Genomic DNA, 20,356 nt, shown 5'->3' on the forward strand with positions numbered 1-20,356 from the left:
GCATGAGACGCGATGACCTGGGGCTGCGGGGGTTCGGAGACTCCTGGGGCGAATCCCCGGAGGTCAGGGACACTCCGGCCGAGGTCGACGCGGTCTTCCGCACGCTGCGCCGCATCGCAGCCACCTACTTCGTGGTGTTCCTCCTGCTGGTGGCCGCCTTCCCGGTGCTGACCATGACCCTGGACTGGTGGTCAGAGGCCCAGCTGGTCGGCCACCTCAGCCCGGGCTTCCTCACCGCCGGCGTCGGCCTCTATGTGGTCTTCGCCGTCATCGGCATCGCCGCCGCGACCCTCAGCTCGTCGGTGGAGTCCCGCATGCTGGGCCATGCCGGAGTCGGAGCGGAGCACGTCCTCGATGAGCCCGCGGAGGACTCCGCAGAGGAGGCCCAGAAGCAGCAGAGCCTTCGGCGCGAGGACGGACGGATCCTGCTCGACGCCGCAGTGCCGCCCGAGTCGCCGTTCCATGATCCCGACGCCGACGCCGTTCCCGACGCCGACGCCGTTCCCGACGCCGACGCCGTTCCGCAGGGCGATCCCGACGACCGGGAGGCCGGCCGATGACCGCCGCCTCCATCATCACGCTGACCGCCGTGCTGGTCATCGTCCTCGGGGTCTCCTTCATCACGCGCCCTCGGCATTCCTCCACCGTGGACTTCTACCTGGCCGGGCAGCGGGTCGGAGTCGTCACCAACTCCTGGGCCATCTGTGGGGACTACCTCTCCGCGGCCTCCTTCCTCGGGGTCGCCGCCGCCGTCTATGTCTCCGGGCTCGACGGCGCCTGGTACGCCGTCGGCTTCGCCGCCGGGTTCGTGCCGGTGCTGCTGCTGGTGGCCGCCCCGCTGCGCCGCTTCGGCGAATTCTCCCTGGCTGACTTCCTGGGCCGGCGGCTCGGGTCCGACGCGGTCCGGCTCTCCGCCGTGGGGATCGTGCAGCTGGTCATCCTCTTCTACCTGATCCCGCAGTCCGTGGGCGGCGGCATCACCTGGGAGCTGCTGGTCGGCCACGGCGTGATGGGACTGAGCCCCTACGCCACCGGGGTGCTGCTCTCCACCGCCGTGATCGCCGTCGTCGTGGCCTTCGGGGGGATGCGCGGCACCACCTGGAACCAGGCCGTCCAGTTCCTGCTGCTGCTCACCGCGCTCGTCTGGCTGGCGCTGGTGGTCACCGGGGACGGCTTCCGCTACGGGCAGGCAGTGGAGCAGCTCAGCCAGGAGCCGCTGAGCAACCCCGCCGAAGGCGCCCAGGGCTGGGAGCTGCAGCCCGAGACCAACCACATCGACGACGGCGAGGCCGCCGTGTTCGGCGAGCCCGGCGCCCGCTACGGGCAGCTGGGCCAGGTGGCGCTGGTGGTCACCCTCGGGCTCGGCACCGCCGGGCTGCCCCATGTGATGAACCGCTACTTCACCGCCCCCACCGGGCGGGCCGCCCGCACCACCACGGTCTGGGTGCTGATGCTCATCGGCGCCTTCTACGCGCTGGCGGTCATGCTGGGCACCGCCGCGCGGGACATCATCCCCGCCGCCGTGGCCGACCACCCCTGGCTGGAGCCGCTCACCATCGACGGGGTGCTGCGCATCCCCGAGCACGCCCTGCCGGTGCTGGGGCGCATCTACGGCGGGGAATCCGGGCTCGGGCTGGTGGCCGCCGCCGCGCTGATCGCCGCGATGTCCACCGTGGCCGGGCTGCTGCTCGCCTCCGCCGCCACCTGGGGCCATGACGTCTACGAACGCCACATCAACCCGCATGCCACCCAGCGTCAGGCGGTGTGGGCGGGCCGGCTCACCACCCTGGTGGCCGCCGCCACCGCCGCCGCCCTGGCCATCGCCCTGCGGCCCGACGCGTTCACCCCCGCCATGCCGTCCCTGGTGGCCACCATGGTCACCTGGGCGTTCGCCGTCGCCGGCTCCGCGCTGACCCCGGTGATCGTGCTGGCCATCTGGTGGCGCCGCCTGAGCGCCCGGGGTGCGGTGGCCGGGATGCTCACCGGCGGGGCGCTCGCGGTGGTCATGTTCACCGCCGGAAGCCTCCTGGAGCCGGCCTGGTGGCGGGAGCTGCTGGTGGCCCCCACTCTGGTGGCCGCCCCGGTGGCCGGCGTCGTCGCCGTCGTGGTCTCCCTGCGCACCACACCGCCCGACGACGTCGAACAGGCCTGGAGGATCATGCACGGCACCGCGGCGGACCGGCAGGCCGAGCGGCTCGCCCGGCTGACCATCGCCGCCCGGCGGGCGGAGCGCCACGACGCCGCCGGCCGCCGTCGAACCCGCCTGCCGCGGCCGGGCAGAAGGAGGAACGATGCGCGGTAGCCTCATCCTGGCCGGGGCAGTGGTGGCCATCTGGACCCTGGTGTACCTGGTGACCCAGGTGCTGGTGCATCCGCCGTTGGCGATCCTGCCGACCATCGGCGCCGGCACGGTGCTCACGCTCGCCGTCGTGCTGGGCTACCCGTCGGCGCTGCGCGGGCCCCGTGGTCGCCGCGGCGGCCGAGTGGGCGGCAGCGTGGGCGGCCGCATCCCGCCCCGGGATGAGCGGGACCGGCTCGAGGCGGCCCGCGGAGTGCGGGACCTGGCGGCTGCAGGACGCTCGGTGCCGCTGCGCTCCGGGCTCACCCCGGACGCGGCCCGCCGCACCGCTGAGCTGCTGCGTCCCATGCTCTCCGGGGACGCCATCGCGATCACGGACCGGGAGGACATCCTCGCCTTCGTGGGGCCGGGGGCGGACCACCACCGGGTGGGCGGGGAGATGCAGACCCGCGCGGCGGTGCGTGCCATCGAGAAGGGCCGCACCGTGGTGGTGCGGGACGCGGCCGGGCTGGGCTGCAAGGTCCCGGACTGTGCGCTGCGCTCCGCGGTGATCGCACCGCTGGCCATCGGCTCGCGGGTGGTGGGCTCCCTGGGGGTGTTCCAGGCGCGCACCGAGATCCCGCCGAAACAGCTGGTGGAGGACATGGCCACCATGCTGTCCCTGCACCTGGAGCTCGCCGAGCTGGACCGGGAGCGCCGCCTGGCCACCCACGCCCGGCTGGACGCCCTCCGGGCTCAGATCAATCCGCACTTCCTGTTCAACATCCTCAACACCATCGCCTCCAAGGCGCGCACCCGGCCGGAGGAGGCCCGGGAGCTGCTGCTGCGGCTCTCCGAGTTCTTCCGCTACGCGGTCCGCCAGGAGGGGCACTTCGCCGAGTTCGCCCAGGAGTACTACTTCGTGCGCACCTACCTGTCCCTGGAACAGGCCCGCTTCGGGGACAGGCTGCAGGTCCGCTACGACATCGACCCGCAGGTGCTGACCTCCCGGGTGCCGGTGCTGACCATCCAGCCGCTGGTGGAGAACGCGGTCAAGCACGGCATCGCGGACAAGAAGGAGGGCGGCACAGTGCGGCTGCGGGCCCGGGTGGACCCGCTGACCCGCACCACCCATATCCGGGTCTCCGACGACGGCGTCGGCATGGATGCCGAGGTGCTGGCGAAGCTGCTCAGCGGGGACCAGGATGTGGGCGACCATGAGGACAGCGTGCTGACCGGGGTGGACGCCGTCGGCCACGCAGGAGTGGGGCTGACGAACATCACCGAGCGGCTGGAGTCCCTGTTCGGGGACCGCTATGACCTCTCCATCTCCACTCCGCGCAGCGGCGGTACCGTGGTGGACCTGCGTGTGCCGATGACGTGACGGGCACCCGCGCGGCTCCAGGCCGGCTCTGACGCCGTGTCCGGGCCGGGGCGCGGTCAGCAGCCGCATCCGATCAGCAGGTTCTCCCCGGACCAGCGGAAGACGTCCTCGATCTCCGGGACCGGCTCGGCGCCGGCGACGCTCAGCGGACTCGTGGCCGGATCAGGTAGGGGCGGCCAGCGGGTGCGTGCATCATCGGTGACCTCGATGATCGCGTGGCCGAAGACCAGGGCCGTCAGGGGGTAGGCGATGCGGGCGGAAACCGGCACGCTCGGGCCGCACCTGTGGATCGCGCCGATCAGCGCCTCGTTGAGCCGGTAGGCCCCCGGGCCGCCGATCGGGCGGTCGAACAGCACACGCGCGATCGCCGGATGCGCACGGAACTCCGCCAGCACGTGGGCCGCGAAGTCGACCACGCGCCGTCGTGCCGCCTCCTGGTCCTCGTCTGGGTCGGCTCGCGGCGTGCCCGGGCTCGGGCTGGCGCCGTCGGGGGACAGGAGTGTGAGATCCAGGTGCTCCAGCGCCGCGTCCGCGACCTCTTCGAGGAGCGCATCGCGTGACCGTGCGTAGGTGTAGAGCGCATTCGGGGCCACGCCGAGCTCGCGGGCGACGCCCCGGAGGCTGAAGGCGTCCATCCCGTCCCGCTCGAGCACCGCGGTCGCGGCGGCGAGCACCAGCGGGACCGACAGATCGCCTCGTGGGCCAGGTTTCCGGGCCCTCCCACTTGTTCGCATCACTGCGGCACCTCTATCCATGACCATCATGGAGTCTGTACAGCGTACAAAACTGGCGGCCGGGCGCCCGAGGGCCACGCCGTTCGTCCTTGCCTTCGCGGTCCTCGTCATGGCCGCAGTGGTGCTGGCGACCATGCCTGTCTACGCCGGGGCGGATCCGGCCTATCTCACCGTGCTCACTCCGGTGTTCCAATGGGTGCCGTTCCTGGCGATCCTGGTCCTCCATGCCGTCCATCGATCCCGGGTTCGGCAGGCCCCAGGGGGCGAGGCGGGGGAGGCCCCGTGGAGGCTCTGGGCCGCCTCCGGGGCGACCCTGCGCGGCAGAAGCGGCTCGATCCTCGCGGTGTCGCTCGTGGCTCTCATCGCTCTGGTGATCACCGCTGTCGTCCCGCTCCTCGCCTCAGGGGCGGCCGGCATGATCGAGCTGCGCTGGGTGGAGGGCGCGGCGTTGGCCGCGCTGCTGACGCTACCGGTGGCGGTCGTGTTCATGATCCCCGTGGCGGGGGAGGAGCTGGCATGGCGGGGATACCTCACGTCGTTGCTGAGCCGGCACCGATTCGCGGCGACCACCGCCCTCATCGGCGGCCTGTGGGCGCTGTGGCATCTGCCGCTCCTCGCAGCGCTCGCCCACGCCGGGGAGCTCGACGGGCGCGACGTCGTCTCCAAGACCATCGATCTGCTGCTGGCGGCCGTCCTCGTCAGCGCTCTGCGGTATCTCTCCGGCAGCGTCTGGCCCGCAGTGTTCGCCCACGCCCTGTTCAACAACCTCTTCCAGATGGTGCAGTACAACTTCATGGAGCCCCTCTCCTCGGCGTCGGCCAGCGGCTACTGGGGGTACATGGCGGTCTCATGGGTGACGTGGCTGATCGTGGACGCCGTGCTCGTGGTCTGGGTGTATCGCAGGACGGGCGGCCGTCTGGATCTGTGAGTGCGGGTCGGGGCGGGATCCGCGCTGTGACGCCCGTCATGGAACCCTGGATGCCAGCTCTATACTGAACGGATGATGCCCCGCGCGCTGATCGTGGATGACGAGGCCCCCGCCCGCGAGGAGCTGCGCTATCTCCTCGAGGAGGTCGGGCGCGTGCAGGTGGTCGGGGAGGCCACCAACGGGGAAGAGGCGCTGGTGCTGCTGAACTCCCTGGACTACGACCTCGTGTTCCTGGACATCCGGATGCCCGGGCTCTCCGGGCTGGAGATCGCCGAACAGCTCCGGGAGATGCCGCATCGGCCGCAGGTCATCTTCACCACCGCCTACCCGGACCACGCCGTCGAGGCCTTCGATCTCGCCGCCGCCGACTATCTGGTCAAACCCTTCGACGCCGAGCGTCTCCAGCGGGCCGTGGAGCGTGCGCTCTCCTCGGGAGGGGAGCGTGCCGAGCCGGGAGCGCGCCACGACGACGGCGTCCCTGCCGCGGCCGACGCTGAGCGCCAGGCGGTCCGCCCGCGGGCTGCCGAGCCGGAGCCGCTGGTGAGGATCCCCGTGCAGAAGGACGGTCGGACCATGCTGGTGGACGGGGACTCCATCGTCTATGCCTCCGCGGCCCGGGGGTACTCCTCGCTGAAGCTCGGCGATGAACGGGTGTTGGTCTCCTTCTCGCTGAATGAGCTCGAGCGTCGCCTGCAGGGTCACTTCTTCCGTGTCCACCGCTCGTATCTGGTGAACCTGCGCTATGTGCGCGAGCTCGTCCCGGACTTCCGTGGTGCGCTGGTGCTGGTGATGAACGACCGCCAGCGCAGCCGGGTGGAGGTCTCCCGCCGCCATGCTCGGGAGCTGCGCCGCCGGCTGGGCGTGTGACGGCCTCAGGCCTCGGGTGAGGGCAGCGGCAGCACGCTGAGATAGACGCGGGCGCGGCGGTCGTCGTTGCCCGGACCTGAGGTCTTCACCCGCTCGGAGGCGGCGTCGGTGTGGCGTGCGATGACCTCCATCAGCTCGTCGCGCATCGCCCGCATCTCCTCGGTGGACATGGTGGCGGTGTGGGTCGAGTCCACGGAGGCCTCGATCCAGTGCTGCGGCTCCTCGTCGATGTGGGTCATCCAGCGGCGCAGGGTCTGGAGGCGCTCCTGCATCTGGTGCTGGATGACGGTCTGCGCCATCGGTGTCTGACTCGGGTCACCCTGGATGACTTCAGCGCGCAGGCTGAACCCCGAGGGCTTCCACCACCGCTCGCGCCCGGTGCCTTTCTCCGGATCCTCCTCCACGAGGCCGTGCTTCTCCAGCTGACGCAGGTGGTAGCTGGTCTGCCCGGTGCTCTCTTCCAGATGTTTGGCCAGCTGGGTGGCGGTGGCCGAGCCCTGGTCGGACAGGTAGGAGTACATCGCCATCCGCAGCGGATGGGCGAAGGCCTTCATGGTCTTCGCGTCCATCCGTAGATCCGCCTCACCGGGCAGCTTCTCCGGGGCCTGGTCGGGCAGCTGGGCAGAACTTTCCGGGCCGGGGGTCTTGCGCGCGCTCATATGCAGAGATACCTTTGCATAGAAGTTGTTGCAGAGAAATCTCTGCAAACCTTTCTCGGCACCAGTCTACGGAGATGATCACCATGGCGCACACCACCACAGCGGAGCAGACGTCCGACGACGGCGTCAGCCACGGGGCCACCTCCGGAACCGAACCTCTCGGCCGGCGGTTCCAGGCCCATCTGGGCAGCGTGGCGCTGGCGAATCTCGCGGACGGCGTCCTGATGACCGGCATCCCGCTGATCGCCGTCTCGCTGACCCGGTCTCCGCAGGAGATCTCCCTGCTCTCGGCGCTGTTCTGGCTGCCCTGGCTCCTGTTCGGGCTGTTCGCCGGGGTGGTGATCGACCGTTCCGACCGCCGCCGGGTCCGGATCGTGGCCCTGAGCCTGCGGGTCGTCGTCCTGGTGGGCCTGATCGCGGTCGCCCTGGCCGGGGCGCTGCGCATCGAGGTGCTGATCCTCTTCATGGGTCTCTACGGACTCACCCAGGTCTTCGCGGATCTGGCTGGGCGCACTATGGTCCCGCAGGTGGCGCCCCGCTCCCGGTTGGCTGCCGCCAACGGGCGCACCATGGCCGCCGAGCAGGTCTTCAACGACTTCATCGGTCGCCCCGTGGCCGGGCTGCTCGTGGTGCTCGGCGCCGGCTGGCTCCTGGGTTTCTCCGCGGCAGTCTGTGCGGCGGCGGTGCTGCTGATCACCCTCGGGCTGCGCGGCGACTACCGTGCGGGCCGCACCGGTCAGCCGCGAGCCACCGCGGTGACGCGGGCTGCCGAAGAGCCGCGGGCCGCAGAGGAGCTGAAGCAGCCCGCCGAGGGGGAGAGGTCGCCGTCGGATGCCGGTCTGAGCGCGGTCTTCGAGGGGCTGCGCCTGGTGTGGCGTCACCCGGTGCTGCGGCCGTTGGTGATCATGTCCTGCGCCGCCAACCTCGCCTCCACGGCGTTCATGTCCGTGTTCGTCCTCTGGGCGGTGGGGCAGGGGTCGGCGATCGGGCTCACCGAGGCGCAGTACCCGTTCTTCGCCGTGGCCAGTGCGGTGGGTGCTGTCAGTGCCTCCTTCCTGGTGGAGCGGATGACGCGGCGCGCTCCCGAGGTGCCGCTGATGCTCGGCTCCTTCCTGGCGCAGGTGCCGATCATGCTGCTGCCGGTGCTCTTTCCCCGCTTCGACGTCCTGCTGCTCGCCGGTCTCCTGCAGGGCTTCCTCAACATGACCGGCAATGTCATCGCCTTCACGCTGTTCCAGCGCCTGGTCAGCGGTGAGGTGCTGGGCCGGATGACCGGCGCGATCACCACGGTCGGCTTCGGGCTGATGCCGCTGGGTGCGGTGCTGGGCGGGTTCATCGGCGAGCATTTCGGCCTGCCGACGGTGTTCGTCGCGGCCGCCGCGCTGCTGGGGGCGGCCGTTGTCTGGTCCATGACGCAGGTGCGGCAGTCGATGGTGGAGGCCGCCGAGCAGCGGATGCGCCATGCCGAGGACGGCGGAGACGCCGATGGTGACGGCGACACCGGTGCTGACGGCAGCGGGCACGACGGTGGCGATGGCAGGGGCGACGGGCCGGGCGTGAGCCCGAAGGCGGACGCCCAGGCGCCCCAGGGTCGGGGCCGCCGGACCTCACGCCGGACCTCACGGCGCACGGCAGGGCGCACGGCAGGGCACACGGCAGGGCGCCGTGACCGGCTCCGTGCGGAGGCCGAGCGCGATGCCCGTCGCCACGATCTCGGCGGCGGCGTCGAGTTCCGCTGGGCCTGACCCTGATCTTCTCCGCCCTGGTCCTGCCGGTCGATGTGGGGGATCTGCGCCTAGCTGGCTGCCCTCCGGCGCCGCTCAGCTGGGCACGGGTCCCCCGGTCGCGGGGAACAGCGGCTGCTCCCCGCGTTCCAGGGCCAGCAGATGCTCCTTCCGGGGAACGCCGCCGCCGTAGCCGGTCATCGAGCCGTCGGCGCCGATCACCCGGTGGCAGGGCACGATGATGGAGATCGGATTGCGGCCGTTGGCCAGCCCCACCGCCCGCGAGGCGCCGGGGCTCCCCAGGTGCGCGGCCAGCTGTCCGTAGCTCCAGGTCTCCCCGTAGGGGATCTCCTGCAGCGCCGCCCACACCCGCTGCTGGAAGGCGGTGCCCTCCGGCGCCAGGGGCAGGTCGAAGGTCCGGCGGTCGCCGACGAAGTACTCGCCCAGCTGCTCGGCGGCGCGGCGCACGACGGCGGCGGCGTCACCGAGAGCCACCGCCTCACCCCGACGATCCGTGGCGGCATGACGGTGCTCGGCCATGAAGACGCCGGTCAGCGCCTCGCCGTCGGTCACCAGCGCCAGCGGCCCCACCGGGGAGTCGATCATGCTGTGCGACCGCGCACCCTGTGCTGACTGGGTGTTCTGTGTCGCCTGGGAAGCCTCTGCGTCCTGTGTGGGCGTCCGGCTCATGGGCTGGTCTCCTTCGTGTGGGGTGAGGGCTGCGGCAGGCGGGCGACGGCGTGGTCGCTGCTCGCCCACAGCAGGGCGGTGGCATAGGAGCGCCAGGGCCGCCAGGTCTCGGCGCGTGCGGTCAGCGGGCGCGGGTCACCGGGCAGGCCCAGTCCCTGCGCAGCCAGCCGGGTTCCCAGGTCGGTGGCGGGGAAGGCGTCCGGATCCCCCAGCCCGCGCAGTGCGATCATCTCCACGCTCCACGGGCCGATCCCACGCAGGGCGGCCAGTTCGCGGCGGGCCTCCGCCCAGGGAGCGCCGACATCGAGACGCAGCCGCCCGGAGGTCAGAGCATCCGCCACCCCGTGGAGGGTCTCGCGGCGCGACGCCGGCATGCCTGGCCAGGCTGCTCCCCATGGGGCCGTGCCGTCGTCGTCATCGTCCGAGGGGGCGTTGGCTTCCGCTGAGGCGAGGGCCGCGGCCGTGGGGAACAGATGCGTGGGGCCGTCGGGCACACGCAGGGCATCGGGCAGCGGGTCGCCGACGGCCCGGGTGAGGCGGGCACCCGTCGTGCCGGCGGCGGTGGTGGAGACCTGCTGGCCCAGCACCACACGAAAGGCCAGCTCCTCGGGGTCGGTGGTGCCGGGTAGTCGGCAGCCGGGGGTGCTGGCCACCAGCTCGGCGAGCACCGGGTCGGCGCTCATGGCCTCGTCGATGCCGACCGGATCCGCATCCAGATCCAGCAGACGGCGGCACCGCTGCACCGCGGAGGTCAGGTCCCGCAGATCGGAGAGCCGCAGCTCGGCGTCGATCCGGCCGCGCTCGCCGTCGTCCGGGGTCAGGGAGGCCACCCCGAGGCCATGCGGCAGGCGCAGTGCCCGATGGAAGGTTCCGGAGGCCGGGGACCAGGTCTCCACTCCGGGGACGGCGGTGGCGATGAGGTGCCCGAACAGACTCGGCACGTGCAGCGGGGGCCGGTAGGCGAGTCGCAGCCTCAGCCGGTGTGGGGTGCCGCCGTCGTCCTGGGGTGCCCGGTCAGCGGCCTGCCCCGGCCGGACGACGGCCACGGATCGTCCGTTGCGGCGGGCGGCCCGCAGCTGGCTGGGGGAGGCGGCGAACACGGCGCGCACCGTCTCGTTGAAGGACCGCACCGAGGAGAACCCGGCGGCGAAGGCGATCTCGGTGAAGCTCAGCGCGGTGCCTTCGATGAGCGTCCGCGCGGTGGAGGCCCGCTGGGCCCGTGCCAGGGCGATCGGCCCGGCTCCGAGCTCGGCGCGGAGCACCCGTTCCACCTGCCGGGAGCTGTATCCCAGGGACGCGGCGAGTCCTTCCACGCCGGTGCGGTCCACCTCGCCGTCGGCGATCAGCCGCATCGCCCGGGCGGTCGTGTCCTGGCGGATATTCCACTCCGGCGAGCCGGGAGAGGCCTCCGGGCGGCAGCGGCGGCAGGCCCGGAACCCGGCGCGCTGGGCCGCGGCGGCCGTCGGGTGGAAGGTCAGATGCTCACGATTCGGCGGCGGAGCCGGGCAGCTGGGTCGGCAGTAGATCCCCGTGCTGGTCACGCCCACGTAGAGCCGCCCGTCGAAGCGGGCGTCACGGGTGCGCACGGCCTTGATGCAGGCCTCGGCGTCGGGGAGCAGTGAGGTGGTCACGTCACCAGCATGCGCCGGTGACGCCGTCGGCGCCAGCAGGAATCCGACATCGTTGTCTCGGCCGGGCTACCTCCCCCCTACGCCGAGTTGGTCTGGAGTTGTGGATACTCGAGTCGATCGAGTCGAGTATCCACAACTCCAGACCAACTCGGCCGGAGGCAGGGGCAGGGGGCTGCTCAGGGGGAGGAGCGCGGCGGACGGGGGATGCCCCCGGGCCCCTGGGAGTCACTGGGCCCCTGGGAGTCACTGGGTCCCTGGGAGTCACCGGAGCCGCCGTCGGCCGCGTTCGGGCCGGTGGAGGTCCCGGATCCTGAGGTGCTGCCGGTGGAGGTCGGTCGGTCGCCGCGTCCGCTCGGGTCGGGCATCGGCTTGGTGGCCTCCAGCGTCGCGGGCTCCGTCCCCGAGGACTTCCGTGGGGACTTCCCGGAGGACTTCCGCCCCAGTCTCGCCGCCGGGGAGTCCGCGACGGCGTCGGCGGGCTTGGCGCGCTTCCAGGCCCGGTGGCAGCCCAGCAGCACATAGGCCACCAGCAGCCCCACCGCGAGCAGACCGTCCAGGATGAGCGTCAACCAGGCGCCGTCGGCCGTCTCCAGCTGGGACCAGGCGACCAGCGCCAGGCCGAGCTTGTGCAGGAAGGCCAGCTCCAGCACGCCGGGGTAGGCGGTCGGCCGCCAGGCCACCAGGGCGAACAGTCCGGCGAAGACCACCAGGCCGAAGGCGCGCCAGGCGTCGTAGATCAGGTGGTCGTCGGCGGCGGAGGCCAGCTGGGCGATGCCGGCACCTGCGGCGCCGGCGGCACCCAGGGCCGCCAGGATCAGCAGGGCACGGCCGACGACGGCGCGTCGCGCCGCGGCCTCGGGGGACGATGTCATCTCTGCTCCTCTGCTGCTCGACTGGTGCGGGTGCCGCCGGTGTCAGGCGGCAGCTGCACCGGGAGGTGACGACGCCGCGGAGGCTGGCTCCGCGACGTCGTCGATGCAGTCAGACTAAGGCAGGAGCGTCCCGCTGACCAGGGATGAGGGCGTCGTCCCGGGCTCGGCGGGCCGGTGAGGTCACCGGGAGATCTGCAGCAGGTCGTCTCCGGCGGTGACGTGGTCCGCCGTCGTCGTCGTCACGGCATCCTCCGGCTGGTCCAGCGCCACCACGGGGATGACGGTGGAGATCCCGTCGCCGGTGATCTCCCCGGGCGTCCAGCGGACCATGGGGTCGCCGCGGTGCACGGTGGCGCCCTGCTCGGCCAGGACTTCGAAGCCCTCACCCTCGAGTCGGACCGTGTTGATGCCCAGGTGGACCAGCACCCCGACGCCGGACTCGGCCTGGATCACGAAGGCGTGCGGGTGGATCTTCACGATCTTCCCGGCCAGCGGGGCGCAGACGGTGGTCTCCTCCGGCGACGGGTCCAGGGCGATGCCGGGCCCGACCATCGCGGAGGAGAACACCGGGTCCGGCACCTCACTGAGGGGGAGGACCCGCCCCGGGCAGGGGGCGGTCACCCGCGTCGGCGAGACTGCCGGTCTCTCAGCGGTCACCGGAGGTCCTCGATGTCTTCGGCGATGGTGTCGGCCTCGGGCCCGACGACCACCTGCACCACGGTGCCGCTGATCATCACGCCGTGGGCGCCGGCGGCCTTGAGGGCCTTCTCGTCCACGAGCGAGGCGTCTTCGACCTCGGTGCGCAGCCGGGTGATGCACGGCTCGATCTCGATGATGTTCTCGGATCCGCCGAGTCCGGCCAGGATCTGCTCTGCACGGTCAGCCATGAGGGGCTCCTTCTCTAGGGGTGTGGGTGGTGCGGTCGAGGTGGGTGAAGCTGCGGGATGCCGGGGCAGGTCACGCGTCGGTGCGGGTGACCTTCGCCAGTCCCTGGGGCGCGTCCGGGTCGAGGCCTAGAGTGCGGGAGAGCTCCTCGACGATCAGCTGGGCGGGCACGATGTTGGCCAGCGGGGCAAGGGTCTCCGGCAGGTCGGCACCGGGCACGTGGACGTCCGCGGCGGCCTGGAACTCGGGGTTTCCTCCGATGCCGATCACGGTGGCACCGCGCTCCTGCAGGTCACGGGCCAGGTGGACCATCGGCTCGCTCAGCGGGCCGTCCGCGGCGGCGTGCACGACGGCGGCCACGCCCTCACCGACGGCGGCGATGGGACCGTGGCGCAGATCCGCGTAGGAGTACCCGCGCACTGGGCGCAGGCAGGTCTCTTCGATCTTCAGGGCGGTCTCCAGGGCGGTGCCCATGAGCAGTCCGCGACCTGTGGCCACCGTGGTGCGGTGGGAGGCGAGGACCTCGACGGCGGCGTCCACCCCGGCGCGCGCGGCGAGCAGGCGCTCGACAGCCTCGGGGACGTGACGCAGCCGCTCTTCCAGGGCGTCCGCGGCCTGCGGGTCTCGCCGGCGCAGCGCGGCGAGGGTGAGCACCACCATGCCGACCAGCTGGGCGGTGTAGGACTTGGTCGCCGGGACGGCGAGCTCCTCGCCGGCACGGGTGATCAGGGCGACGTCGGCCTCGGCCGCCAGCGGGGAGGTGGCACCGTTCGTCAGCGCGACGGCGGCCGCACCGTGGTCCCGGCCCCAGCGCTGGGTGGCGACGATCTCCTCCGTGCGCCCGGACTGCGAGGCGCTGACGAGCACGGAGTCGGCGAGGTCCAGGTCGGACCGGTAATGCGTGGCGACGCTGGGGGAGGCCAGTCCACCGGTGAGGCCGGCTTGGGTCTCCAGCAGGTAGCGGCCGTAGACGGCGGCGTGGTCGCTGGTGCCGCGGGCAGCGAAGAGGACGTGGCGTCGGCCGGAGAGCAGCTCGCTGAGACGCCCCTGGGACGGGAGCAGCGCCTCGAGGGTGGCGCGCAGCGCCTCGGGCTGCTCGGCGATCTCTCGCGCCATCTGGGTAGACCGTGCCTGCGGGAGGGACATGGATTCCTGCTTTCGGGAGAAGGACCGACGGGCTGTGTGGTGGTGCCCTTGACATCGCCTGTGATCGACGCCATAGTCAACTGGTACGTACCAGACCGTATCAATCACGCAGCGAGTTGTCGAGAGGTGGATCACGTGACCCTGGAGGACGAGCAGCGGCAGGACCAGCGCATCACCGATGGTCCTGAGCCGAAGCACATCCAGCTCAGCGCCGCCGTCGCGCGCCTGGCCACGGAGTCGCTGACGCCGGGGGAGATGATCCCCTCGGAACGCACGCTGATGACCGAGTACGGGGTCTCCCGCGCCACCGTCCGCAAGGCTGTGGACTCACTGATCGTGGACGGTCTGCTGCGGCGGGTGCCCGGCAAGGGGACCTTCGTGGTGCAGCCCCGGCTGGAGAGCCGGCTGCACCTGGCGTCCTTCACCCAGGACATGCGCCGCCGCGGGCTGCACCCGACCACACGGCTGATCAGCTGCGAGGCGGTGGAACCTCCTCCGGAGGCGGCCGCCTCGCTGGGGATGGACACCCCCGGATCGCGTGGCCGGGCTTGGGCGTTGACCCGGGTCCGCTGCGCCGACGGGCAGCCCATCGCCGTGGAGACCGGATGGTATCCGGCCTCCCTGTTCCCGGATCTCGACCGCCGGGACCTCACAGGGTCCCTCTATGACATCTTCTCCGCCGACTACGGCGTCCTCATCGACGCCGCCGAGCAGACCCTGTGGGGTGAGGCGGCGGACGCTCCGACGGCACGGATGCTGGAGGCCGAGCCGGCCACCCCGCTGCTGGTCTTCCGTCGCGTCTCCCACGCGGCGGGCCGACCGGCCGAGCATGTGGTCTCCCGCTACCGCGGGGACCGCTATCAGGTCCACATGAGTCTCAGCCGGGACGACGTGTCGTCCTCCTGAACGGCCCGACTCCACAGAGAACCACCCCACCACCACCGATTCACTCGCCCCTGGAAGGAGCGCTCCGATGAGTTCGCCCGAAACCGCCGACAGCGGCCCCGAGACCAAGAAGAGATCCACGATGCCCAAGATCAACCTGGCGCCGGTGCAGAAGTTCGGCCGCAGCCTGCTGCTGCCCATCGCGTCCCTGCCGGCAGCGGCTCTGCTGCTGCGTCTCGGCCAGCCCGACCTGCTCGGCGAGGAGGGACTGGGTTGGAACCAGGTCGCGTCTGTCGTCGGAAGTGCCGGTGACGCTCTGTTCGCCCACCTGCCGCTGCTCTTCGCCCTGGGTGTGGCCATCGGCATGGCCAAGAAGGCCGATGGCTCCACCGCACTCGCCGCCCTGATCGGGTACCTGGTCTATGACGCCGTCACTGAGGCGATGTCGCCGCTGGTGCTCGGCGCACCGGCCGAGGGTGAGGAGCAGGCCCTGATCAATTTCCACGTGCTCGGAGGCATCGTCATCGGTCTGGTCGCGGCCTGGCTGTGGCAGCGCTACTACCGCATCAAGCTGCCCCCGTACCTGGCGTTCTTCGGAGGCCGGCGCTTCGTGCCGATCATCACCGCGCTGGCGGCGATCATCATCGCCGTGCTGATGAGCTTCATCTACCCGCTCTTCGACGCCGGGATCACGGCCCTGGGTGAATGGGTCGCGGCGAACGCCGTGCTCGGTGGGTTCGTCTACGGCATGATGAACCGCCTGCTGATCCCGCTGGGTCTGCACCACATCCTGAACAACCCGCCGTGGTTCATCCTGGGTTCCTATGAGACGGCCGAAGGCACGGTCGTCCACGGTGACATCGCCCGATTCCTCAGCGGAGACCCCACGGCCGGGTCCTTCATGACCGGCTTCTTCCCGATCATGATGTTCGCCCTCCCGGCTGCCGCCCTCGCCATCTATCACGCGGCTCGGCCGTCGCAGAAGAAGGCCGTCGGTGGTCTGATGGGCGCCGGTGCCCTCACCGCCTTCCTGACCGGTGTCACCGAGCCGCTCGAGTTCGCCTTCATGTTCGTCGCGTTCCCGCTCTACGTCATCCACGCATTCCTCACGGGTACGGCGATGGCCTTGGTGAACTTCCTGGAGATCAAGATGGGCTTCGGCTTCTCCGCCGGTCTCTTCGACTTCGTGCTCAACTGGAACATCGGTACTGACCCCTGGCTGCTGATCCCCATCGGATTGGGCTACGCGGTGATCTACTACGTGCTGTTCCGCGCGGTGATCAGGCTCTGGAACCTCAAGACGCCCGGCCGTGAGGACGAGGACACCGAGTCCACCCCCGCCTCGGAGCAGCGCGGATGACGCTGATCCACGCGACGGCGGCCCTGACCCCCGCCGGCGATGTGTCCCCCTGGTGGCTCCGCCTCCAGGGGGAACGCATCGTGGAGTCGGGCCCGGGGGAGCCACCCGCACCGGCAGATGTCAGCATCGAGCACGGTGTGCTCTCCCCGGGATTCGTGGACGTCCATGTCCACGGCGGGGGAGGGGCCTCGTTCCTCGACGGCGCGGAGGCGGCCCGCACGGCCCGGGCGGCACACCTGCGCCACGGCACCACCACCATGCTGGCCTCACTGGTCACCGACCCGTACCCGGTGATGCACGACTCGTTGGCCGGGCTGCGGGAACTGGTGCAGTCCGGCGAGATCGCCGGCGTCCACCTGGAGGGGCCCTGGCTGAACGCCCGGCGTCGCGGCGCCCATCATGAAGAGCACCTGCGCGCGCCCGATCTGCAGGCGCTCGACCAGTTCCTCGCCACCGGACTGATCCGCATGGTCACACTCGCCCCGGAGCTGCCCGGAGGCCTGGAGGCGGTGCGCAGGCTCGTCGATGCCGGCGTCGTCGCCGCCGTGGGCCACACGGACGCCGACTACGATCTGATCCGGGAGGCGCTGGCTCACGGGGCCAGTGTGGGCACCCACCTGTTCAACGCGATGCCGTCCCTGCATCACCGGGCGCCCGGCCCGGTCGCCGCGCTGCTGGAGGATCCGGACGCGTGGGTGGAGCTCATCACCGACGGCGTGCACGTCCACCCGGCCGCACAACGGCTGGCCTTCACGGTGAAGCCTCACCGCTGCGTGTTGGTCTCGGACGCCATGTCCGCCGCGGCCGCCGCCGACGGCCGGTACCGGCTGGGCAGCCTCGAGGTTCAGGTGGACGACGGTGAGGCCCGCGTGGTGGAGCCCTCCGGAGAGCTCGGCTCGATCGCCGGTTCCACGCTGACGATCTCGGCCGCCGTGCGGCACAGCGTGCAGCGCGCGCAGCTTCCCCTGGACCAGGTTCTCCAGGCCGCCACGGCCCACCCGGCGCAGATGGTCGGGCTCGAGGAGGTCGGCACCCTCGCGGCGGGGTCCCTCGCCGATGTGGTGGTCCTGGATGATGATCTGGAGGTGCGCGCGGTGATGACGCGGGGCGCCTGGCTGGAGGGCGCGCCGTCGTCGTGACGTTTTGTTGCGCCACCGGAGACAAATGGCTGGTTGCCGGAATGAACCTGACATCCTGGTGGTTCACACCTGGCGTGAGCGCTCTCGCTCGCCTGTGTACCCGTGAGAGAGAAGGAAGCGATGACTGCTGTACCCACTGTCACACTCAACGACGGCACGGAGATCCCGCAGTTCGGCTTCGGCGTCTGGCAGGTGCCCGCCGAGGACGCTGAGCGTGTGGTCTCAAAGGCCCTCGAGGTCGGCTACCGGCACATCGACACCGCGGCCGTCTACGGCAACGAGGAGGGCGTCGGGCGCGCCATCGCCGCCTCGGGGATTCCGCGTGACGAGCTCTACGTGACCACCAAGCTCTGGGTCTCGGACTTCGGCCGCGCTGAGGCCAAGGCCGCCATGGAGACCTCCCTGGAGAAGCTCGGCCTGGACCGCGTGGACCTGTACCTGACCCACTGGCCCGCGCCGGCCACCGACCAGTACCTGCGTGCCTGGGAGGGCCTGGAGGACATCGCTGAGGCGGGCCTGTCCACCTCGATCGGCGTCTCCAACCACCTGGAGGAGCACCTGGACCGGATCGTGGCCCTGGGTGGCCGCACCCCTGCGGTCAACCAGATCGAGATCCACCCCTACCTGCAGCAGCGCGAGGTCGTGGAGGCGAACCAGAAGCACGGCATCGCCACCGAGGCCTGGAGCCCGCTGGCGCAGGGGCAGGTCTTCGACGAGTCGGCCGTGCGGGCCGCCGCCGAGGCCCACGGAGTGACCCCGGCGCAGGCGGTCATCCGCTGGCACCTGCAGCAGGGCCGCATCCTGTTCCCGAAGTCGGTCACCGACGAGCGGATCGCCGCCAACTTCGACGTCCTCGGCTTTGAGCTGACCGACGCCGAGCTGGAGGCCATCGACGGTCTGGAGAAGGGCGGGCGCCTCGGCCCGAACCCGGCCGAGTTCAATCCCGGCTCCTGACCCCCGCCTGGCTGCGGTGTCCTATGATCGCAGCCGCCTGAGAACGCCGCTGGGCCCCGTCCGATGATTCGGACGGGGCCCAGCGGCATTCTCAGGGACCGTTCAGCGGGTCAGGCCTGCGGGTTCTCCTCCTCCTCGCCGGAGTCGCCGTTGCCGACGACTTCGTCGTAGAGGTGCCCGGACTCCTGCTCCCAGCCCTCGGCGGACTCGGCGAACTCCGGGGTGTCGAACTGCTCGTCGGCGATCGGGTCGTGGTAATACGCCTCCTCGTCGAGGTTGAGCGTGCCGGTCTCCGGGTTGACCTGCGTCGCGTGGGCCGGGACGTCGTGGATGGCGAAGACCATCTCGTCCGTGGTGGTGACGGTGCTGTCCGTGACCCCACGGCCGGTGCCGGATGGCAGGCCGGACAGGGTCGAGGACGTGCCGCCGAAGAACCCGGACAGGGCCCGGCCCTGGCCCGCGACGATCTTGCGCAGGCTCCGCTCCACCGCGGGGCCCTCTTCGGCCCCGGCCACCTCGCGGGCGGTGTCCACCAGGGAGGCCGGGGAGGCCTGCGGGCGAATCCGCACATAGCGAGGCGCCGTCGCGCCCTCGTAGTACAGCATCCGGATCATGCCGATCACCGCCAGCACCAGCACGATGGACAGCGGGGCGGCTGCGGCGATGGAGCTGACCTGCAGCACGCGCAGAGCTGCGTCGGCCGCCTCGCCCGCGGCGGCGATCAGCACGATGGCCGCCGCACCCTCGACCAGAGCCCAGAACACTCGCGTCAGGCGAGGCGTGTCGGGACGGCCGCCGTGGGAGAGGATGTCGACCACCAGCGAGCCGGAGTCGGACGAGGTGATGAAGAAGAACGCGATCACCAGGATCGCCACCACTGCGGTGATGGAGGCGATCGGCAGCTGCTCCAGCAAGGTGAACAGCGCGGCCTCGGTACCGATGTTGCCCTCGGCGTCGACCATGACGCCTTCGGTCAGCTGGTAGTAGATTCCGGAGGATCCGAAGATCGAGAACCAGATGATGCCGATCAGGGTCGGGGCCAGCAGCACGCCGAAGACGAACTCACGGATGGTGCGGCCCCGGGAGATGCGGGCGATGAACATGCCCACGAAGGGTGCCCAGCTCATCCACCAGCCCCAGTAGTAGATGGTCCAGTCGGCGGACCAGCCGCCGCCGTCGCCGCCCGCGTAGGAGGCGCCGGTCTCGAACATCAGCTGCGGGAACGCCCAGGCATACTCGCCGGCGTTGGCCACCAGCTGCTGCAGCAGGTACAGCGTGGGGCCGGCCAGCAGGACGAAGATGGCCAGGGCGGCGGCCATGGTCATGTTGATGTTGGACAGCCACTTCAGTCCCTTGTGGACACCCGTGATCACCGAAATGGTGGCGATGGCGGTGATGCCCACGATCAGCCAGGTGAGCAGCGCCGTGTTGGACTCCGCCCAGCCCATGAACTCGAGCCCCGCGGCGATCTGCTGGACGCCGAGGCCCAGCGAGGTGACCACGCCGAAGACGGTGCCGACGATCGCGACGACGTCGATGACGTGACCGACCCAGGACTCGATGAGCCGCCGGCCGAAGACCGGCTCGAGCAGCCACCGGATGGACAGCGGGCGCCCACGGCGGAAGGTCATATAGGCCAGGCCCAGCCCGACGACCACGTAGATCGCCCAGGCATGCAGGCCCCAGTGGAACAGCGACTGGCCGATGGCCGTGCCGGACAGCTCGGCCTGAGTGGCCATCAGGGTCTCACCGGCGGCGTCGACGCCGACCTCACCACTGATGTCCGGCGGGGCCACCATGTGCCACAGCGGCTCGGCCACGCCCCAGAACACGAGGCCGATGCCCATGCCGGCGGAGAACAGCATGGTGAACCAGGACAGGATCGAAAACTCCGGCTTCTCGTCATCCCGGCCCAGTCGGATGTTGCCCGCCTTGGAGAGCCCGGCCCAGATCGCGAAGAGCACGAACCCGGTGACGATGGCGACGTACCACCAGCCGATCCCGTTGACGATGTTGCTGTTGAGCTGTTCGAAGGCCTCGTCGCCGTGCTCCCGGCCGAACCAGGTGGCGAAGATCAGGGCGGCGGCGATGATCAGGACGGCCGGGATGAAGACTGGCTTGCTGAGGCTTCGCCAGACGTAGCTCACCGACCAATGGTTCACTTCTGCTTCGGTGTGCGAAGCCATGAAGTCCTCCTTGGTTGTGTATTACCGTGAAATC

Annotated in this window: 19 protein-coding genes; 10 read left to right on the forward strand and 9 right to left on the reverse strand. The window is 70.9% G+C overall.

Going from position 1 to position 20,356, the window contains the following annotated elements:
- Positions 1–2: 2 nt before the first annotated feature.
- From Q7C18_RS15710 to Q7C18_RS15720, 3 genes are read left to right on the forward strand one after another with little or no spacing between them, the layout of a single operon-like run.
- Complete coding sequence (locus Q7C18_RS15710) at positions 3–560, forward strand: hypothetical protein (RefSeq protein WP_311026173.1); 558 nt, start codon at positions 3–5, stop codon at positions 558–560.
- Entirely contained in the window at positions 557–2,302 is a 1,746-nt protein-coding gene (locus Q7C18_RS15715) for a cation acetate symporter (protein ID WP_311026174.1), read from the forward strand. Before Q7C18_RS15710 ends, Q7C18_RS15715 begins: the two co-directional genes overlap by 4 nt.
- Entirely contained in the window at positions 2,292–3,662 is a 1,371-nt protein-coding gene (locus Q7C18_RS15720) for a histidine kinase (RefSeq protein ID WP_311026175.1), read from the forward strand. The genes Q7C18_RS15715 and Q7C18_RS15720 overlap by 11 nt, the downstream gene beginning before the upstream one ends.
- A gap of 56 nt (positions 3,663–3,718) precedes the next feature.
- On the opposite strand, the gene Q7C18_RS15725 is transcribed toward Q7C18_RS15720, so the two are convergent.
- Positions 3,719–4,336 carry a helix-turn-helix domain-containing protein gene (locus tag Q7C18_RS15725; protein WP_311026176.1) on the reverse strand — a complete coding sequence of 206 codons (618 nt, stop codon included), beginning with the start codon at positions 4,334–4,336 and terminating at the stop codon, positions 3,719–3,721.
- A gap of 88 nt (positions 4,337–4,424) precedes the next feature.
- Between Q7C18_RS15725 and Q7C18_RS15730 the strand changes: the two genes are divergently transcribed.
- On the forward strand, positions 4,425–5,324 hold the full coding sequence (locus Q7C18_RS15730) for a type II CAAX prenyl endopeptidase Rce1 family protein (RefSeq protein ID WP_311026177.1): 900 nt from the start codon (positions 4,425–4,427) through the stop codon (positions 5,322–5,324).
- 72 nt (positions 5,325–5,396) lie between these two features.
- Positions 5,397–6,191, forward strand: coding sequence for a response regulator transcription factor (locus tag Q7C18_RS15735; RefSeq protein ID WP_311026178.1), 795 nt, complete (start codon positions 5,397–5,399; stop codon positions 6,189–6,191).
- A 5-nt stretch (positions 6,192–6,196) separates the two neighbouring features.
- Here the strand turns inward: Q7C18_RS15735 and Q7C18_RS15740 are convergent, their stop codons facing one another.
- Complete coding sequence (locus tag Q7C18_RS15740; protein WP_311026179.1) at positions 6,197–6,850, reverse strand: helix-turn-helix domain-containing protein; 654 nt, start codon at positions 6,848–6,850, stop codon at positions 6,197–6,199.
- An 83-nt stretch (positions 6,851–6,933) separates the two neighbouring features.
- Between Q7C18_RS15740 and Q7C18_RS15745 the strand changes: the two genes are divergently transcribed.
- Positions 6,934–8,595 (forward strand): MFS transporter, encoded by a 1,662-nt coding sequence (locus tag Q7C18_RS15745; protein ID WP_311026180.1) that lies wholly within the window; start codon positions 6,934–6,936, stop codon positions 8,593–8,595.
- A gap of 75 nt (positions 8,596–8,670) precedes the next feature.
- Here the strand turns inward: Q7C18_RS15745 and Q7C18_RS15750 are convergent, their stop codons facing one another.
- The 6 genes from Q7C18_RS15750 to Q7C18_RS15775 form a co-directional block, all read right to left on the reverse strand.
- Positions 8,671–9,264: a methylated-DNA--[protein]-cysteine S-methyltransferase gene (locus Q7C18_RS15750; RefSeq protein ID WP_311026181.1), complete on the reverse strand. Its 594-nt coding sequence runs from the start codon at positions 9,262–9,264 to the stop codon at positions 8,671–8,673.
- Positions 9,261–10,895, reverse strand: a complete 1,635-nt coding sequence (locus Q7C18_RS15755) for an AlkA N-terminal domain-containing protein (RefSeq protein ID WP_311026182.1) — start codon at positions 10,893–10,895, stop codon at positions 9,261–9,263. The genes Q7C18_RS15750 and Q7C18_RS15755 overlap by 4 nt, the downstream gene beginning before the upstream one ends.
- 176 nt (positions 10,896–11,071) lie before the next feature.
- A complete protein-coding gene (locus Q7C18_RS15760) occupies positions 11,072–11,767 on the reverse strand; it encodes a hypothetical protein (protein WP_311026183.1) in 696 nt (231 codons plus the stop codon).
- Between the two features lie 180 nt (positions 11,768–11,947).
- On the reverse strand, positions 11,948–12,424 hold the full coding sequence (locus tag Q7C18_RS15765) for a PTS glucose transporter subunit IIA (protein ID WP_311026184.1): 477 nt from the start codon (positions 12,422–12,424) through the stop codon (positions 11,948–11,950).
- Positions 12,421–12,654, reverse strand: a complete 234-nt coding sequence (locus Q7C18_RS15770) for a glucose PTS transporter subunit EIIB (RefSeq protein WP_070161229.1) — start codon at positions 12,652–12,654, stop codon at positions 12,421–12,423. The genes Q7C18_RS15765 and Q7C18_RS15770 overlap by 4 nt, the downstream gene beginning before the upstream one ends.
- Positions 12,655–12,724: 70 nt before the next feature.
- A complete protein-coding gene (locus tag Q7C18_RS15775) occupies positions 12,725–13,768 on the reverse strand; it encodes an SIS domain-containing protein (RefSeq protein WP_083277635.1) in 1,044 nt (347 codons plus the stop codon).
- A gap of 165 nt (positions 13,769–13,933) precedes the next feature.
- Here Q7C18_RS15775 and Q7C18_RS15780 point away from each other — a divergent pair, with 165 nt between their 5' ends.
- The 4 genes from Q7C18_RS15780 to Q7C18_RS15795 all read left to right on the forward strand — a co-directional run bounded on the left by Q7C18_RS15780 (position 13,934) and on the right by Q7C18_RS15795 (position 18,136).
- The gene (locus Q7C18_RS15780) at positions 13,934–14,704 is read left to right on the forward strand and encodes a GntR family transcriptional regulator (protein WP_311026185.1); all 771 of its coding nucleotides are present in this window, start codon (positions 13,934–13,936) and stop codon (positions 14,702–14,704) included.
- A 67-nt stretch (positions 14,705–14,771) separates the two neighbouring features.
- Positions 14,772–16,043 (forward strand): PTS transporter subunit EIIC, encoded by a 1,272-nt coding sequence (locus tag Q7C18_RS15785; protein ID WP_396954384.1) that lies wholly within the window; start codon positions 14,772–14,774, stop codon positions 16,041–16,043.
- Positions 16,040–17,182, forward strand: coding sequence for an N-acetylglucosamine-6-phosphate deacetylase (gene nagA, locus Q7C18_RS15790; protein ID WP_311026186.1), 1,143 nt, complete (start codon positions 16,040–16,042; stop codon positions 17,180–17,182). The genes Q7C18_RS15785 and nagA overlap by 4 nt, the downstream gene beginning before the upstream one ends.
- A 120-nt stretch (positions 17,183–17,302) precedes the next feature.
- Positions 17,303–18,136 carry an aldo/keto reductase gene (locus Q7C18_RS15795; protein WP_311026187.1) on the forward strand — a complete coding sequence of 278 codons (834 nt, stop codon included), beginning with the start codon at positions 17,303–17,305 and terminating at the stop codon, positions 18,134–18,136.
- A 110-nt stretch (positions 18,137–18,246) separates the two neighbouring features.
- On the opposite strand, the gene Q7C18_RS15800 is transcribed toward Q7C18_RS15795, so the two are convergent.
- Positions 18,247–20,322: a BCCT family transporter gene (locus Q7C18_RS15800; protein WP_311026188.1), complete on the reverse strand. Its 2,076-nt coding sequence runs from the start codon at positions 20,320–20,322 to the stop codon at positions 18,247–18,249.
- Between the last annotated feature and the right edge of the window lie 34 nt (positions 20,323–20,356).

This window comes from Nesterenkonia sp. CL21 (assembly GCF_031705515.1).
Taxonomy (GTDB): Bacteria; Actinomycetota; Actinomycetes; order Actinomycetales; family Micrococcaceae; genus Nesterenkonia; species Nesterenkonia aethiopica.